The following is a 16,426-nucleotide window of genomic DNA, read 5'->3' on the forward strand; positions in this document are numbered from 1 at the left end:
TCCTATAAAATGTTCCACACTTCTGGTATCCTCATAAAGTTTGTTTAGTCATTCGATACATTACTGGTATCGCTTGCTGCATAGCCAGTGAGAATGGTGCTTTCATCTGCAAGTCCGAAAATGTATTTAAAGATATCATTAGCTGCAAGGCAGGCATTACCGGATGCATATCCGTTTGCGATTCGTACAGATATTGCGTACTTGGGATCAGAAACAGGCGCATATCCGATAAAAAGTGCATTGTTCGGATGATAATAGTCAATCTCGGCAGTACCGGTTTTTCCTGCTACTTCAACTCCAAGTCTGTTAAACTGATCATGAGTCTGCACCACACGATACATACCGTCATGGATGTCATCCCAGATATTGCTGGAAAGATCCAGCTGTCCAGCTGTTTCGGAAGGATATTCCTTTATAAGTTTTCCTTTGGAATCCGTCACACGGTCCAGAAGGGAAAGCTTATAGATCGTACCGGAAGTGGCGATCGTTGACGCATAACGTGCAAGCTGGCTGGTCGTAAACGCATTGGTACCCTGTCCAATATAGGAAGGGACGGCGTTTTTGTCAGAAACCTGCGGAGAAGCTTCGGAAATTTCAATGCCGGTTTTCTGATCCAATCCCATGAGGGAAGCATATTTCTGAAGCATTCCAAGACTTCTGGCTTCAGAAAAGTTACCTTCGGAATCTTTACCAAGTTCGAAACCAATCGTAGTGAAAAATACGTTACAGGACTGCTCAATGGCTTCACGGATATCAAGAGAACCGTGGCCCTGTTTATTCCAGCAGTTGATCGGAGGTGTTACAAGGTCAAAGCTTCCTGTACATTCAATATATGTGCCATCATCTATTACGCCCTCAGACATGCCGGCAACAGTAGATAAGATCTTTAAGGTAGATCCTGGAGCCGTCTTCTGCTGTGTTGCCTTGTTGAAGAACGGGCTGGAAAGATCTGTGGAAAGCTTTGCATAATAATCAGTATCCATATTGTTGGTCAGACGATTATTATCATATCCCGGATAGGAAACACATGCGAGAACATTTCCGGTTGTAGTATCTGTGATCACCGCAGATGCAGAGCACGGAGCCAACGCAAGCTGGGCCGGTGTGATCTCAAGATTTGCGATCTTGCGATACATGAAGGTGTAGGCATCAAGACCACCGGAGGCCATTGTCTGATACAGCTCGTCTTCTTTGGAAAGAACGCCCTGTTCATAGAGAACAAGACACAGATCTTCTCCACTGATGGTGTCTTCCTGAAGCATATATTTATACAGAAGCTTTGAAAAGCCTGTATCTGTTTTCAGGTAATCAATGATATAGGCGGTAAGAGCCTGATAGATCTCTTCAGAATCCAGATATTCTCCGGAGGTTGAGATCTGGGAAATATCGATCCAGTTCTGACTGGCAGCGTAGTTCAGATAATCCTTCAGACTGATACTCTGGTCATTTTTCCAGGCTTTGTATGTTTCATCTGAGGTATCAATGGAATCACTTTTCAGTACCTTCAGGGTATTGGTAAGAAGATCATCACAGATATAGGTAAGATATTCCTGCATCTGCGTATCTTCATCCTTATAGGCTGGAGGATTGTCACCTGTCAGCCTGTTACTTATTGTATCAAAAACCTGTTGCTGTTTTTGCTGAAATTTGGCGTATAAATTTTTTTCTGTATCGGAAGCATCTGCATCGCTGAATTTATTGATATCGATCACACTGTTTGCAATCAGTGCATTGTATACATCATAGATTGGGATGGTGATCTTACTTGCATCTTTCTCTGCTTCATAATCAAAGCTTTTATTTGGTGTCAGTTTAGAGAGGACAATACCGGCAACACGCTGTTCCAGGATCTGGTAAATACTCTTCTGCCAGTCGGAATCAATGGTCAGATAAACATCGTTTCCGGCCACAGGATCAACAGTTTTGGAATTGTCAATATCAAGGACTTTACCAAGATTATCAACTGTGACCGTTTCTTCTCCATCTTTTCCCTGAAGTTCAAGCTCCATATACTGTTCGATCCCGGCTTTTCCAACAACCGCATCATTGGAATAATCAGGATTATCCTTACGAAGGGTTTCCAGTTCTTCAGAAGAGGCCTGGCCTGTGTAACCGAGGATCGGCGCCATACTCTCATCGTCCACATATTTTCTGGTGGAATCTTCTACAATGTCAATACCCTGGAGAGCGGCCTGATTTTCTTTTATGGCTGCCACAGATTTTTCACTGACATTTGTTGCAATGGTCACCGGCATATATTTCTTGAAACTGTTGGTGTTCAGCTGATAGCGCATGATCGCAATTTCGAGGATTTCCTGTTTGGTAAGCTCTTCCGGAAGAGAATGTGCGGCAAGTTCTTCCGGGGTGTAGGCATCTTTTCCGTAAAGAACGATAGAAAATCCGCTACTTCCGGTAAGATGATCCATGATCTGGGTTGCGGTTGCGTTTTTCTGCTCATCACTGAGATCATCAATCTGTGCTTCTCCGTAAATATCCGCACGGAAACGGTTAAGAGTAAATCCTTCATCTACATCAAAAGCATAGTCGCCATGATCATTGACGGTAATATGAAAATTATCAGATAAGCTGTCCCCGTTTTTGGAAAGGATCTGTAATACCTGGTAGGCGATACCGTTCAGAGTCAGATTCTTTTCTCTGGTGCTGTTGTATGTACCGCTATCTTCGAATGTGACAGAATATGCAAGTACATTGGAGGCGACAACTGTGCCGTTACGGTCATAAATATTACCACGGGTGCTTTTGATCACGCGTGTTTTGGTGGTACGTGTCTGAAATTTACTGATGTAATCCTCTCCCTGTATGATCTGCAGACTGAAAAGCTGCCGGACCAGGACAGATGACAGAAAAATAAATACGATCACAAGAACTGTAGTACGTTTCAGACGGATTTTTTTGATGATTTTTTTTATTTTAATTCCCAAATAGACTCACTTTCTTTCCTTACAGTATCCATTAAGTGGTAGTTGATCCAGTAAAATACCCGGTATACGATGATGGTGAGAAAAACCGTATATACAATCTCGGGGATAATGATCCTGTATATGTAGGTCCAGAATCCAAGACGGCCTCTGAGCAGAAACTGGAGGCCATACACAGCCAGATTATAAAGAAGATCTGTTCCTGCTACAAGAAAAAGCGGAACTTTCAGATCATCATCATAAAAACTGCGGAATGCATAGCCGCTGATAAAACCTATATACATATAGATCAGTGCATAAAATCCAAACAATGATCCATAAAGGAGATCGACAAAAAGCCCGGAAAAAAATCCAGTCCACAGACCGACTTTTCTTCCACGCATAAGTCCCATGGATACACACAGGATCAAAAGCAGATTTGGAGTGATAGATCCAATGGAAATACGGTCCATTACTGTGCACTGAAGGAGAAAACAGACAATGATAGTGATAAATAATATAATCCTATTTTTCATTGGACGCATCCTCCGATTTGTCTATCGCGTCCTGTTTATTGGTGGTGATCACAAAGACATCTTTCAGATGACCGAAATCAACCGGTGTAACGATCGTACCTGTTTTTGTCAGGTTATTGGGATCCTGCTGGATCTCACTGACATAACCAATAAACAGTCCTTCCACATATTTTTCACTGATGTTCGAGGTGACAATACGTTCTCCGACTGTTACCTTGTTATCCTGATCGTAAAGCTGCTCAAAGCTTAATTTGCCTTCATCGATCAGTTTCAGATCTCCAGTGACAACGCAGTTGTCGGAAGTACTGACTGCCATGGCACTGACATTGCTGCTGTCATCGATGATGGAACGGACAGTAGCCCAGGAAGGTCCCACTTCTGTAACGATACCCACAAGACCCTTTCCGGCGATCACGTTGTTATCAACCCGGATCCCGTTATTACTGCCTTTGTTGATCATAAAGGTATCATACCAGTTTCCGGGATCTTTGGAGATTATCCTTGCGGCAACCTTGGGATAGTCGGTATATTCCTGATCAAGATCGTAAAGTTCCTTCAGGCGTGTGAGCTCTGTCTGGTCCTGGATCAGGATGTTATTCTGTTCCGTAAGACTGTTGATCTGACTTTTCAGCTCTTCGTTTTCCTGAAGCACGTCCTGTTTATCACGAAGATTGTTTTTTACATTTCCAAATATATCGCTGACACCGGCGATCCCCTTTTCAAAGGGAACGATAAGAAAACCGGCTGCCTCCTGAAGTGGTGCGGAAGAGGTTCCGGAGGCTGCTGTAGCTACAATGCAGCTTCCACAGAAAAGTGTCATGATTACCAGAAGATGTTTACTTTTTAAATTAAAATGAAAACGCACTTTTTTTCGGATGTTTTTCATTATATATGCCCCTTTACAGTTTTTTCTGCTTTACCGGCTGGGCCCATTTGCGCAGGTTTCTGTCGCGGATGATCTTTTCCAGGCCGTATGCTGCAGAAGTTTCATACAGATCAGAAAGATTAAAGGCAAATCCTGTATAGCTAGCCAGATAGTTATCTATATAAGGAAGCCGTGTACTGCCGCCGGTCAGATAAATGCCCTCTTTTGCGATATGATAAGCAATCTGTGGCGGGGTACGTTCCAGAAAAGATTTCATCTCTGCTGCGATCTGATTCACACAGTTGGCGATCCCTTCATTAACAACGTAGGCAGAAATAACTTCTTCTCGTGGAAGTCCGGAAATACTGTCGATCCCGACTACTTTTCGGGCTTCTTTTTTCTGATCATTCAGTCTTCCCATAACTACTTTCAGACGTTTTGCAGTTCGTGTTCCAATCTGAAGATTATAATGTTTTCGGATCTCGCTGCAGATAGATTCGTTCATCTGTCTGCCTCCGATGGGGATCTTACGGCTAATGATGATCTTGCCGTCGGTTATGATGGAAAACTCTGTACTCTGTGCACCGATGTTTACGATCATGCTGCCCTGATTCTTTTCAGGGTCGATTCCCATGGCAATGGCATCTGCAATAGGGGCCTCCACCATAAAAACACGGTTTTTCCGCAGCCAGTGACCATTGACCAGATGATAGTATGCCCTCTTTTCGATAGCAGTCATATCAAGTGGTACGGAGAAATACATGTCTGCTCCGAGACCGGATGTATGATCGATTTTTTTTATCATGCTGTAAAGGACGATCTCCTGCAATTCCAGATTTGCCAGCATACCGAAAGCCATAGGAGAATTTACGGAAATATCTGCAGGTGATTTTTCAAACATTTCATAAGCTTCGTTCCCTATGGCAAGGATCCGGCGTCCTCTGTAGGCTACCATGTTCTTTTCTATGTAACTTTTGTTTCTGAAAAATGAATAGACTTTTACAGAGCTGCTTCCAAGGTCTACTCCGTAATTATTTCTAAAAAGCATAAATCTGTCCCTTCACTTAAGTATATTCATCAAAAATCCCTTTTTCGCGGAAACTGACATACCTGTGATCACCGATGATGATATGATCCAGAAGATGGATGCCGAGGAGTTCACCACAATGATAGATCCGTTCCGTAACATCCAGATCAGCCTGACTGGGGGAGGGATCGCCTCCTGGATGATTGTGGACCAGGATCAGGTTCACCGCCCGATACTTTACAGCTTCTACAAAGACTTCTCTTGGTGTGATCAGTGTGGCATTGACAGTACCGCGGCTTAAAAGCTGTTCCCCCGACAAATGGTTATGTCCGTCCAGCATCATGCAGTAAAGCAATTCCTGTTCTTCATGCCGGAGCCGCTCCATATAATACTTCGCAATGGTTACCGGATGGTGAAAAGATAATTCCGGTTTTGCAGCTGCGGTTGCCATACGCTTGGAAAGTTCCCCGATACATTTCAGCTGTATGGCTTTTACCTTACCGATCCCATGGATCTTCATCAGTTCCTGCATGGAAATATGAAACAGTCCAAGCAGGCCACTGTATCCGGTCTGTTTCGATAAATTCAGGATTTTATCTGCCAGAGTCAGGGAACTGGATCCCTGTACGCCACAGCGCAGGATCACAGCAAGAAGCTCTCGATCGCTTAAGGACTGTTCTCCTTCCCGCAGACATTTTTCATACGGACGCTGATAATCTGGCATTTCCATTATAGTATCTTTCATATGATTTCCCTTTTCGCTCTCGAAGAAGGGGATGCAAAATTGCAGAAGTTATTTTAGCATAAAAAAGCAGGGATGTACACTCTATCCCGGAAATTTCCACTTTTTTCACATTTTGTTTACAGGCAGGGCATAAACAGAAGCGACTGCTTCTGCCACCTTGATCCCGTCCATCGCTGCGGATGTAATGCCTCCGGCGTAACCGGCGCCCTCTCCGCAGGGGTAGATCCCTTCTATATTGGAAGTGAGCTTTTTCGGTTCCCGAACGATCCGTACAGGAGAAGAGGTACGGCTTTCTACTCCTTCCAGCAATGCATCCGGTCGGTCAAAACCGGAAAGCTTTTTTCCAAAAGCATGGATTCCTGCTTCAATGGAATCGCCGATCTCTTTCGGGAAAATACTGCGGACATCGGTAAGTGTATAAGCTCCTTTGATACAGGGGATCACATCTCCAAGCCTGGTACTTTTCTGATGGGTACAGTAATCTTTGAAAAGCTGTACCGGAATTTTTCCTTTTCCGGCTTCCCAGGCAGCGCGCTCCAGTTTTCGCTGCAGAGCGATTCCGCCGAGAACTCCCTCTTCAGGAAAATCAGAAGGGTTTACCGTAACGATGATAGCACTGTTGGCATTATGGCTGTCACGTGCCTGATAGCTCATACCATTCACTGCAAGCATACCTTCTTCAGAAGATGCATTTACAACATATCCGCCGGGACACATACAGAAAGAATAAACGCCACGTCCGTTTTCCAGTGTATGGGTAACCTTGTAGCTGGATGCACCCAGACGGTCGTTTTCCGGTTCCCCGTAAAGATCCTGGTTGATCATAGTCTGCGGATGTTCCACACGTACCCCCACTGCAAAAGATTTCGGCTCCATGTTAATATTGTGTTTTTCCAGCATGGCAAACGTATCTCTGGCGCTGTGGCCGGGAGCAAGAATGCAGATTTCTGCCGGTATTTCCTCTTTTGCATTGACAATGACTGCAGTAAGCTTCCGGTCACGGATCATCAGATCAGTTACTGTGGAACGAAAACGGAATTCCCCGCCCATTTCTTCAATCTGATGACGCATAAACTGAACGATACCTACAAGCTGATCTGTGCCAAGATGAGGCTTTTGCTGGTAAAGGATCTCAGAGGGAGCTCCTGCCTCCACAAATCGGGAAAGAACTTCCCTTCCTCTTCCAAAAGTATCTTTTACCAGAGTATTCAGCTTTCCATCGGAAAAAGTCCCTGCACCGCCCTCTCCGAACTGTACATTGGAATCCGGATCCAGGATGCCGTTTTTCCAGAAATTTTCCACGGTTTCCTGGCGTTTGTCTGCTTCTTCTCCCCGTTCCAGTACCAGTGGACAGTACCCGGCTTTGGCCAGGTACCAGGCACAGAATAATCCTGCAGGTCCGCTTCCGATCACTATAGGACGATGGGACAGAGTTTCAGAGCCAGATGAGGGGAAATGATATTTTTTCTCGGAGGTTAACATAATATTTTTATCGTGAATCTTTTTGAGAACACGGGATTCGTTATCCAGTTTAATATCTACAGTGTAGACAAATTTTTTGTCCTCTTTGTGCCGGGCATCCAGAGATTGTTTTCGGATCTCATAGGTGAACGGCTGATTTCCAAGACGAAGCATTTTTGCTATTTTTCGGTGAAGCTGCTCTTCTGTATGAGTGATGGGAAGCTTCAGCTGTGTGATCCGGATCATTTTTCTTCCTCCTTTGCTGCCCAGATACCGGCGGCAGCTCCGCTTGACCACGCCCACTGCAGGTTATAACCTCCGCAGGTACCGTCAATGTCAAGGAGCTCTCCGGCAAAATAAAGACCTTTATGAAGCCTGGACTCCATGGTTTTGCTGTGAACTTCAGACGTATCCACTCCACCGGAACAAACCTGTGCCTGTTCAAAGGAAAGGCCGTTTTTTACCGGGAGACGAAAATCGGTGATCCCGCGGATAAGATCCTTCTGTGCACATAAAACACGGATCAGTTTTTCAGGAAAAAGTCCGATGAGAAGTTCTTTTTCTGTTTTGTAAGGACAGGCTGCTTTTCTGTGCTCCAGGTATTCTTTCAGCTCTTTCCGGTTCAGTTCCGGAAAAAAATTTATGGAAAGCTCCACATTTTTGTTTTCATGGACGGCACGGATAGCATAGCGGGAAATCTGGAATACCGGGATCCCGGATACACCGTAATCGGTAAGCTGCAGCTCTCCTTGCTGGGAGACTGTCGGTGTGTCGTCTATATAAAGTGTTATCTTCCCTTCTGTCCGTACACCACTCCAGCCGGAAAAAGAATTTCCCTTACATTTCAGAGCTGTCAGTGCGGGAAGGGGTTCAATCAGATGATGTCCGAGACTTTTTGCAATTTCATATCCGCTTTCGCAGGAACCTGCAACGGAAGACGCACGGGAACCATTTGCAAGGATCACCGCATCACCACTGTAGGTCCATCCGTCCGTATGGATCTTCCATTGTCCGTCTGCAAAAGACACGCCGGTAACGGTCTGATTGGTTTTCAGCTTTACCTTCAGGCTGCGTGCCTTCATGACAAGAACATCTACCACACTCTGTGCCTGGTTGCTTCGGGGATAGATCCATCCGCTGCGGTCTGTGGTACAGATTCCCAGTTCCTGAAAGAATTTCAGAGTTTTTTCCACAGGAAACTGTGCTAGGGCATCCATGGCAAATTCAGGATGAGATCCCCGGTAAGCGTTTTCATCCTGATTCAGGTTCGTCATATTACAACGGCCGTTTCCCGTAGCACAGATTTTTCTGCCGGGACGGTCATTTTGTTCCAGAACCGTAACTGCAGCTCCGTATACAGCAGCCTGAATAGCTGCCATAAGACCGGAAGCACCGGCTCCTATGACAAAGATCTGTTTTTTTAAGTCCGGTCCTTCGGATTTTTTCATAATCTCACAAGTTCCTTATCAACCATATACTGAAGAGATTTCAGGATTCCCAGCTTTGCATGCTCCCAGGTGAGACCACCCTGGAAATAAACTGCATAAGGCGGTTTCATAGGACCATCGGCAGAAAGCTCGATGGAAGAACCCTGGATGAAAGCACCTGCTGCCATGATCACCTGGCTGTCATATCCCGGCATATCCCACGGCTCCGGTGTTACAAAGCTGTCTACCGGTGCAGCAGCCTGGATACCCTGGCAGAATGCTACAAGACCCTCCGGTGTTCCGAGAGTGACTGCCTGGATGATATCCTGACGTGGCTCTGTGCTGTTGGGAACTACCGGGAAACCAAGCTTTTCGTAAATGTTCGCTGCAAAAACAGCGCCCTTTAAAGCTCCTTTGGTGATCATCGGTGCAAGGAAAAATCCCTGATACAGAGAACGGTTTACACCAAGAGTTGCACCGACTTCCATGCCCAGTCCCGGGCAGGTCATACGGTAGGAAGCATTTTCCACACAGTCTTTTCTTCCTGCGATATAACCACCGATAGGAGCAAGGCCGCCACCTGGATTTTTGATCAGGGAGCCGACCATGATATCTGCACCTACATCACTGGGCTCGATGGTATCTACGAATTCTCCGTAGCAGTTATCTACCATGCAGATCACATCCGGCTTGATCTTTTTTACAAAAGAGATCAGCTCACCGATCTGTTTTACGGAGAAAGAAGGACGGGTCTGATAGCCTTTGGAACGCTGGATGGTTACCAGCTTTGTTTTTTCATTGACTGCTTTTCTGATGTTTTCATAATCAAAGGTACCATCCTCGAGAAGATCCACCTGACGATATTTTACGCCATATTCCGCAAGGGAACCATTGGACGGGCGGATACCGATCACTTCTTCCAGAGTATCGTAAGGCTTTCCTACAGGGGAAAGAAGCTCGTCACCGGGGCGCAGGTTTCCGAAGAGAGCAATGGCAAGTGCATGAGTTCCACAGGTGATCTGCGGGCGTACCAGGCAGGCTTCTGTGTGGAAGGTATCGGCATAGACCTGCTCCAGAGTCTCGCGGCCAAGGTCGTTGTAGCCATAACCGGAAGAAGCTCCGAAACAAGCCTCACTGACACGGTTCTTCTGCATGGCGCGGATAACCTTCATCTGGTTGTATTCTGCAGTCTTATCAAATTTCTCAAAACGTTCTTTCAGGGAATCTTCCACAGATTTACCGAAATCGTAAACTGCAGAAGAGATTCCAAGCTGTGCATATAATTCTTTCATGATCATTTTTCCTTTTTTATTTTATTTGGCAGGGAGGATTCCCTTTTCCCTGCATACAGAAAGCATGTAGGAAAGGATCCTGCTGTCATCGTAATCAAAGTTATCTTTATCTACCCAGGTTACTTCGCTTTCTCTGCGGAACCAGGTAAGCTGCCGTTTGGCAAAGTGTCTGGTGTCACGTTTTAGGACACTTACGGCTTCCTCATAAGAATAGTTTCCGTCCATCCAGTCCAGGATTTCCTTATAGCCAAGCCCCTGCATGGAAACCATTCCCCTGTGGCAGCCCATCTCCCGAAGCTTTTTAACTTCTTCTGTCAGACCGTTTTTCAGCATTTCGTCCACTCTTGTGTCAATGCGTTCATAGAGAAGTGGGCGTGGTGCGTTCAGGACGAAATAAGCCAGTGCATAGGGGCTGGTATGCTCCTTCTGTTCTTCATTATGTTCGGAGATCCTGGTACCGTTCTGTTTATAAAATTCCAGGGCACGTATCACCCGCTTGACATTGTTCTCATGGATATCTTCGGCTGACTTGGGATCGACCTTGGCAAGCATGTCATGGAGAAATGCAGGCCCCTTCTGCTCTGCCAGCTCTTCCAGCTCCCTGCGGTAATGTTCATCCTGGTCGGAGCTGGTAAAATCAATATCTCTGGTCACAGACTGAATATAAAATCCTGTGCCGCCTACCAGGATCGGAATCCGGCCTTTGTCATAAATTTTGTCCATGGCATCTTTTGCCATCTGCTGAAAAAGGACAATGTTAAAATCTTCTGTTGGCTCCAGTACATCCACCAGATGATGTGGGACGCCATCCATTTCTTCCGGCGTGATCTTGGCGGAACCGATATCCATATGGCGGTAAACCTGCATGGAATCCGCGGAAATGATCTCTCCGTTTACTGCTTTTGCAAGGGCAATGGAAAGCTTTGTTTTTCCCACGGCAGTAGGCCCGGTAAGGACGATAAGAGGTTTTTTCATATATTTCCTCCGTTTATGTTAAGTATCTTACACGATACGTTTGAATTTTTTTTCGATTTCTGTCTTACTCATGGCAATGATCGTTGGTCTTCCATGAGGACAGTTATAAGGATTATCCAGTGTCAATAATTCATCGATCAGCTTGTCAGCTTCCTGAGGCGACATGGAATGATTGCCTTTTACAGCAGCCTTACAGGCCATGGTCGCAAGCCTTGAGGCAAAAATTTCAAAGGCATCCTTGGAACCGTCTGCAGTGAGATGGTCCAGCATTTCCAGAAACAGCTCTTCTTCTGTCATTCCCAGAAGGCTGGAGGGAACCGCACTGATACTGTACTCCCTTCCGCCAAAGGGTTCGATCTCAAAGCCGAAATCCCGGAAATACTTTTTGTTTGCCTTCAGCAGATTCTCCTCCTCAAGGCTGAGTGAAACGATCAGTGGGGGACTTACATACTGGGACTGGATGTTCTGGGACTGAAACTGCTTTACGAATCGCTCATAATATACTTTTTCATGGGCAGCATGCTGGTCAATGATATAAAAATTATCCTCAAACTGTACCAGCCAGTAGGTATCAAACAGCTGTCCGATCAGTCTGTGGCGGCTTCTGGATTCAGGAGCAAGAAGCCGTTCTTCGAACAGTTCCAGCTGTTTTGGCGGTTCCTGTTCCAGCGATTTGATCGGCTCGTTGTCTACCTCAGGAGGTGCCGATTCAGCAGGCTTTTCAGAAATCACTTCATAATCTGCTGTTTCTGCAGCAGAATTTTCATTTCTTCCGTCTTTTAATGTTCCGGAAAACATTTCCTCTTCTTCTTTTGTGAAAGGCTGCGATCCATATACGGGATTTTCCCGCAGAGAATCCACACGTTTGTATTTATCTGCAGAAGAAGCTGAAGAATTGTGAGCTGTTTCAGCTGAACCATAGGAGGCGGTACCATTTGTTGGCTTATTATAAGGTATCGATGGAACCGGCGCTGTACTACGTACTTCAGAAGCTGTCGGTGCAGCATGGGAAGCTATATTTGCCGTCCGATTCGGGTGACCGTACATCTCCTGCCGCCGTTTTACTTCAAAAGGCTCCGGAATATTTCCTGGCTTTATCTGTTCTGTGCGGGATGTCGGTTCGTCTTTTCCAACAGATACCTGCGGGATCAGTTCTCTGTGGGTCAATACCTTGCGGACAGTTTCATAAATGGCCGTATAAACTTCGGTTTCTCTGGCAAAACGCACTTCTCTCTTTGCGGGATGCACATTAACATCCAGGTCATTGCCGTCCATTTCAATCCGAAGTGAGACAAACGGAAATTTATGCTGCATGACAAGTCCTTTATATCCGTCCTCAATGGCCTTGGTAATGATCTTGTTTTTTACATATCGGCCATTGATATAATAATTTTCAAAAGTACGGTTTCCTCTGGAAATCTCCGGTTTCCCCACAAAGCCCTCGATCTTCATGAAATCATTTTCGTAGGAAACATCCAGAAGCGCCTTGGCAATCTCCCGGCCGTAGACACTGTAGATCACATCTTTTACGCTGTAGTTTCCGGAACTGGAAAGCTTCACCTGACGGTTCTGGATATATTTAAAGGAGATTTCCGGATGGGAAAGCGCTAGCTGCTCCATCAAAGTATTGATGTAACCGGCTTCTGTCATATCGGATTTTAGGAATTTGCTCCTTGCAGGTGTATTGTAAAAGAGGTTTCGGATCAGAAATGTTGTTCCCTCCGGTGCCCCCATTTCCTCCAGAGACTGTTCTTTTCCGCCTTCGATCACATAACGGGTACCACTGATCCCGGAAGGAGTCTTTGTGATCAGCTCCACCTGGGAGACGGCGGCAATACTGGAAAGTGCTTCACCGCGGAAGCCAAGAGAGGCAATGTGGGTCAGGTCTTCTACTTTTTCAATTTTACTTGTGGCATGGCGGAGAAAAGCAAGCGGAACCTGCTCTGCATCCATTCCGGAGCCATTGTCCGTGATACGGATCAGCTTTTTTCCGCCGTCTGTGATCTCTACAGTAATAGCGGTAGCACCTGCGTCAATGGCATTTTCCACAAGCTCTTTTACAACGGAGGAGGGGCGCTCTACGACCTCTCCTGCTGCGATCTTATCAATGGTATTCTGGTCTAAAACTGCAATTTTTCTCAAGGTATCACCACCGGTTCTTTATTTTGTTCTGCAGATTATAGAGAATATTCAGGGCCTCCATTGGAGTCAGGTTGCCAATCTCCAGGCCTTTGATCTCTTCGATGATATCATTATCCTGCACCGTGTCAAAGAGTGACATCTGTGCCATATCCACCTGATCATAGGTGATCTTCTGCTTCTTTTTCGGAGCAGTCAGGTCTTTTACCGCTGCGGTGATATCTGCGTCACTGAGCTCTTCCACAAGTTCCTTGGCACGCTGGATCACGGAATCCGGAACACCGGCAAGCTTGGCCACCTGGATACCATAACTCTTGTCAGCGCCACCTTTTACGATCTTACGAAGAAATACGATATCGTCACCCTTTTCTTTGACAGCAATACAGTAATTGTTGACACCGGAAAGTTTTCCCTCCAGTTCGGTAAGCTCATGATAATGGGTCGCAAATAAGGTTTTGGCACCGCAGAGCTTGGTATTGCTGATATGTTCGATCACTGCCCAGGCAATGGAGAGGCCGTCAAAAGTACTGGTTCCACGTCCGATCTCATCCAGGATCAGAAGGCTACGGGAAGTGGCATTGCGAAGAATATTGGCAACCTCCGTCATTTCCACCATAAAGGTACTTTGTCCGCTTGCAAGGTCATCAGATGCACCTACACGGGTGAAGATCCGGTCAACCACACCGATGTTTGCACTGTCTGCCGGAACAAAGCTTCCGATCTGTGCCATCAGTACGATCAGGGCTGTCTGGCGCATATATGTGGATTTTCCGGCCATGTTTGGTCCTGTGATAATGGAGATCCGTTTTTTGTGGTTGTCAAGATACGTATCGTTTGGAATGAACATATCATTTTCGATCATCTGCTCCACAACCGGATGACGGCCGTTTCGGATATCAATGAGGCCTGTCTCATTGATCTTTGGCCGGACGAAATTATTCCTCTGGGCAACCAGTGCAAGAGAAGCGAAAACATCCAGTGCAGCCACTGCTTTTGCAGTGCGCTGGATACGGACAACTTCCGCTCCAACCTGATCACGGATACTGGAAAACAGTTCAAATTCCAGCGCATAAAGCTTATCCTCAGCTCCAAGGATCAGATCTTCCAGATCTTTCAGTTCCTGAGTGATATAACGCTCTGCATTGGTAAGGGTCTGTTTGCGGATATAATCCTCCGGCACAAGATCTTTGAAAGTATTGGTAACTTCCAGAGAATAACCAAATACACGATTGTACTTGATCTTCAGGCTTTTGATACCGGTACGTTCCCTCTCTCTTGCCTCCAGCTCAGAAAGCCATTTCTTTCCATCTGTCCGGGAACGGCGGAATTTATCTACATCTTCATTATATCCTTCCCGGATAATGCCACCGTCTTTCTGGGCAAGAGGCGGATCATCGGTGATAGAGTTCCGGATCAGCGAGGTAATGTCTGTCAGAGGATCCATATCTTCGTTGATCTTAGTAAGCAGTGGAGATTTGAATTCTGCCAGGACCTGTTTTATATAAGGAAGCATTTCCAGAGAAGAGGCAAAAGAAACCAGATCTCTCGGATTAGCGGATTTGTAACTGATACGGCTGATCAGACGTTCCAGATCATAGATCGGGTTTAAATATTCCCGGATCTCATCCCGTTCCATGGGTTTTTCATTCAGTTCTTCCAGAGCACCCAGTCTCTTTTCGATTTCCTCTGCATCGATCAGAGGCTGTTCCACATAAGACCGAAGTGTTCTGGCTCCCATAGCTGTTTTGGTCTTGTCCAGTACCCAGAGAAGAGAACCTCTTTTCTGTTTTTCGCGCATGGTTTCCACAAGCTCCAGATTACGACGGCTGGAGCTGTCGATAAGCATGTATTTCTCGGCAGAGTAAGGGCGGATACTTGCCATATGGGAAAGTGCTGTTTTCTGTGTTTCTTTCAGATACAGGAACAGAGCACCGGAAGCGATGATCCCGCTGTCGTAGTCACCAATTCCTAACCCCTCCAGATTTCCCACATGGAAATGTTCTTTTAGAGTTTTCTGACACAGCTGATCGTCAAAGTACCAGGGATCCAGGGCGAATACGCAGATTCCAAGACGTCCTTTCAGATCCTCCACATCCACACCACTTAAAAGAAACGCATCGTTGCAGATGATCTCTGCAGGTGTGAATTTATTGATCTCATCCAGAAGTTTCTGAGGCTTATCCAGCTCTGTAAGAAAGCAGTCACCGGTTGTGATATCTGCAATAGCACAGCCAAAATGATCTCCGATGGAGACAATGGACATCAGATAATTGTTTTTGGATTCGTCCAGTGACATGGCATCCAGTGTGGTTCCCGGTGTGACAATACGAACAACTTCACGTTTTACAAGACCCTTGGCTTTTTTCGGATCTTCTACCTGTTCACAGATGGCAACTTTATAACCTTTTTCTATCAATCGGTTGATATAAGTTTCCGCAGCATGAAAAGGAACGCCACACATGGGCGCTCTCTCTTCCAATCCGCAGTCTTTTCCTGTAAGTGTGATCTCCAGTTCCTTGGATGCAGTCAGCGCATCATCAAAGAACATTTCATAAAAATCGCCCAGACGGTAAAAAAGGATACAGTCGCTGTATTCTTCTTTGGTCTTTACGTATTCTTTCATCATCGGTGATAATGTACTGGTATCAGCCGGAAACCCAGTGTTTATGCGGGTTTCAGATGCCTTATATTTTTTTTTGACCCACTTTTGACCCATTTTTTTCTCTTCTTCAGTGTTTCTTGCTTTTTCCAAATATTTAAACCTCTTCCTAAATTGTCATTTTATCAGTAAAATTAGCTTTCTTTTCCATACTTTTCTTCATAATTTCTTATCGTGGTTGCTTTAAGATTCCGAACCTTATAAAGTTCCATCCATTTCTCATACCATTTTGAAACGGACATACTCGAATCAAAGCCTGGAATACCTGGGAGAACTTCCGCCAAATACATGTTTCTTTGCTTTTTCACCTGCTGAAGATTTGTTCCATAGATAGAAAAAGGCGGTTGCCAGATCCCTTAATTGTGATTCTGGCTTCTTACCG

General features: G+C 45.5%; 11 protein-coding genes. All 11 read right to left on the reverse strand.

Annotation, left to right across the window (positions count from 1 at the left end; translation table 11 throughout):
* Positions 1 to 44: 44 nt before the first annotated feature.
* The 11 genes from ABCM67_RS00450 to mutS all read right to left on the reverse strand — a co-directional run bounded on the left by ABCM67_RS00450 (position 45) and on the right by mutS (position 16,011).
* Positions 45 to 2,942 (reverse strand): penicillin-binding transpeptidase domain-containing protein, encoded by a 2,898-nt coding sequence (locus ABCM67_RS00450; RefSeq protein ID WP_147603567.1) that lies wholly within the window; start codon positions 2,940 to 2,942, stop codon positions 45 to 47.
* Complete coding sequence (gene mreD / locus ABCM67_RS00455; protein WP_147603566.1) at positions 2,927 to 3,454, reverse strand: rod shape-determining protein MreD; 528 nt, start codon at positions 3,452 to 3,454, stop codon at positions 2,927 to 2,929. Before mreD ends, ABCM67_RS00450 begins: the two co-directional genes overlap by 16 nt.
* On the reverse strand, positions 3,444 to 4,340 hold the full coding sequence (gene mreC, locus ABCM67_RS00460) for a rod shape-determining protein MreC (RefSeq protein WP_015525123.1): 897 nt from the start codon (positions 4,338 to 4,340) through the stop codon (positions 3,444 to 3,446). Before mreC ends, mreD begins: the two co-directional genes overlap by 11 nt.
* 13 nt (positions 4,341 to 4,353) lie before the next feature.
* A complete protein-coding gene (locus tag ABCM67_RS00465) occupies positions 4,354 to 5,367 on the reverse strand; it encodes a rod shape-determining protein (RefSeq protein WP_015525122.1) in 1,014 nt (337 codons plus the stop codon).
* A 16-nt stretch (positions 5,368 to 5,383) separates the two neighbouring features.
* The gene (radC, locus tag ABCM67_RS00470; protein ID WP_022427291.1) at positions 5,384 to 6,091 is read right to left on the reverse strand and encodes a DNA repair protein RadC; all 708 of its coding nucleotides are present in this window, start codon (positions 6,089 to 6,091) and stop codon (positions 5,384 to 5,386) included.
* A gap of 105 nt (positions 6,092 to 6,196) precedes the next feature.
* A complete protein-coding gene (locus ABCM67_RS00475) occupies positions 6,197 to 7,798 on the reverse strand; it encodes an FAD-dependent protein (RefSeq protein WP_147603565.1) in 1,602 nt (533 codons plus the stop codon).
* A complete protein-coding gene (locus tag ABCM67_RS00480) occupies positions 7,795 to 9,000 on the reverse strand; it encodes an NAD(P)/FAD-dependent oxidoreductase (RefSeq protein WP_147603564.1) in 1,206 nt (401 codons plus the stop codon). Before ABCM67_RS00480 ends, ABCM67_RS00475 begins: the two co-directional genes overlap by 4 nt.
* Positions 8,997 to 10,271 (reverse strand): methionine gamma-lyase family protein, encoded by a 1,275-nt coding sequence (locus ABCM67_RS00485; RefSeq protein WP_015525116.1) that lies wholly within the window; start codon positions 10,269 to 10,271, stop codon positions 8,997 to 8,999. Before ABCM67_RS00485 ends, ABCM67_RS00480 begins: the two co-directional genes overlap by 4 nt.
* A gap of 21 nt (positions 10,272 to 10,292) precedes the next feature.
* Positions 10,293 to 11,246 (reverse strand): tRNA (adenosine(37)-N6)-dimethylallyltransferase MiaA, encoded by a 954-nt coding sequence (gene miaA, locus ABCM67_RS00490; RefSeq protein ID WP_147603563.1) that lies wholly within the window; start codon positions 11,244 to 11,246, stop codon positions 10,293 to 10,295.
* Positions 11,247 to 11,273: 27 nt separating this feature from the next.
* Positions 11,274 to 13,388 carry a DNA mismatch repair endonuclease MutL gene (mutL, locus tag ABCM67_RS00495; protein WP_147603562.1) on the reverse strand — a complete coding sequence of 705 codons (2,115 nt, stop codon included), beginning with the start codon at positions 13,386 to 13,388 and terminating at the stop codon, positions 11,274 to 11,276.
* A 4-nt stretch (positions 13,389 to 13,392) separates the two neighbouring features.
* Positions 13,393 to 16,011 (reverse strand): DNA mismatch repair protein MutS, encoded by a 2,619-nt coding sequence (mutS, locus tag ABCM67_RS00500; protein WP_092070089.1) that lies wholly within the window; start codon positions 16,009 to 16,011, stop codon positions 13,393 to 13,395.
* Positions 16,012 to 16,426: the final 415 nt, after the last annotated feature.

The sequence above is a fragment of the Blautia sp. 2227st1_G12_2227SCRN_220401 genome (assembly GCF_039062885.1).
GTDB classification, from domain to species: Bacteria; Bacillota; Clostridia; order Lachnospirales; family Lachnospiraceae; genus Blautia_A; species Blautia_A fusiformis.